This is a genomic window from Mesorhizobium sp. M7A.F.Ca.CA.004.04.2.1, from assembly GCF_004022825.1.
In the GTDB taxonomy this organism is placed as follows: Bacteria; Pseudomonadota; Alphaproteobacteria; order Rhizobiales; family Rhizobiaceae; genus Mesorhizobium.
In genome coordinates this window covers 1-1,541 of sequence record NZ_RZPH01001235.1, presented here as the reverse complement: position 1 = coordinate 1,541, position 1,541 = coordinate 1, and the positions used below count along the sequence as shown (strand labels likewise).

Sequence of the window (1,541 nt, the reverse complement as noted above, 5' to 3'; positions counted from 1 at the left end):
GCGATGTTCGCTCCGCCTGGCGCGCAAATGCAGGGCAAGGCCGGCAAGGCCGGTTGCCAGCAATGCGACGCTGATGAAGATCGGTGCCCCGGTCAGATGCGCCAGCCCGGCCACCAACACGATGGCGACGAATGTCAGAAAGGGCAGGCTTTCGCGCCTGGAGAATTCCGGCTCGGGCACCAGCGGCGGCGCGGCGACGAAGCGCCGCGTCGACGCCGGCGGGAGCACCGCATCGACGTCGTCGCCAGTGTCCGCCTGTTGGCTGCCGGATTCCGCGATCATGCGAAATCCTTGCCAGACAGAGATTATGGAAAATTGCGGCGGATCGTTCGAATTTTAGCGGATGAGCGCTTTTTGCCGAGGCGCGGCGGGTTTGCCGCCAGATCTGGCGATTCCATCCCTTCCGGCAGTTGGGCGGAGTCACATATCCACGACGACGCGGCCGCGGATCTTGCCGTCGACGATGTCGTGCGCGGCATCGACGATGCCGTCGAACCCGATGGTGCTGGACAGGCTGGCGAGCTTCTGCAGATCGAGGTCGGTGGCGATGCGGCGCCATGCCTCGAGGCGGACTGCTTTAGGCGCCATCACTGAATCGATGCCGAGCAATGAGACGCCGCGCAGGATGAAGGGCGCGACGCTGGCCGGCAGGTCCATGCCGCCGGCCAGGCCGCAGGCGGCGACCGCGCCGCCGTAGGAGGTCATCGACAGCACATTGGCCAGCGTGTGGCTGCCGACTGCGTCGATGCCGCCGGCCCAGCGCTCCTTGGCCAGCGGCTTGGCCGGCTGGGCAAGCTCCTCGCGCGATATCACTTCGGCGGCGCCAAGGTCGATCAGAAAGGGGCTTTCGGCATTGCGGCCGGTGGAAGCAATGACATGGTAGCCGAGGCTGGACAGGATCGAGACCGCGACCGAGCCGACGCCGCCGGCCGCCCCCGTCACCACCACCGGGCCGCGATCAGGCAGGATGCCGTGCCGCTCCAGGGCCATGACGCAGAGCATGGCGGTATAGCCTGCGGTGCCGACGGCCATCGCGTCATGCGGGCTGATGCCTTGCGGCAGCGGCACCAGCCAGTCGCCCTTGACGCGGGCGCGGCCAGCATAGGCGCCGAAATGGGTTTCGCCGACGCCCCAGCCGTTCAGAATGACCTTGTCTCCGGTGCGCCAGTCGGGATGCGAGGACGAGACGACGGTGCCGGCGAAATCGATGCCCGGCACCAGCGGCCAGTGGCGGATCACCGGCGCCTTGCCCGTGATCGCCAGGCCATCCTTGTAGTTCACCGTCGTTGCCTCGATCGCGACGGTGACATCGCCTTCCATCAGGTCGGCCTCGGTGAGATCGGTTACGTTGACCGACTGCTTTTTCTCGGCGTCACGCGAAACGAGGATGGCTTTGAAGGTTTCGGACATGTCTTTCTCCGCGATCTTGTTTGGCGACATGAACTGTGCGGCGATGGCCGCACGGGGTCAATCCTTGGAAGGTCTGGCTTTGGGTTCGCGTCCCCAGCCGAACAGCTCGTCGAAGACGACCAGTGCCGCGC

1 protein-coding gene and 1 pseudogene are annotated in these 1,541 nt (G+C 66.1%); both read right to left on the bottom strand.

The features are described from left to right. Positions 1–282 (bottom strand): annotated as a pseudogene (locus tag EN893_RS33365) (hybrid sensor histidine kinase/response regulator); the annotation flags it as partial. A gap of 138 nt (positions 283–420) precedes the next feature. Beyond that, positions 421–1,410: an MDR family oxidoreductase gene (locus tag EN893_RS33360; RefSeq protein WP_127269342.1), complete on the bottom strand. Its 990-nt coding sequence runs from the start codon at positions 1,408–1,410 to the stop codon at positions 421–423. Between the last annotated feature and the right edge of the window lie 131 nt (positions 1,411–1,541).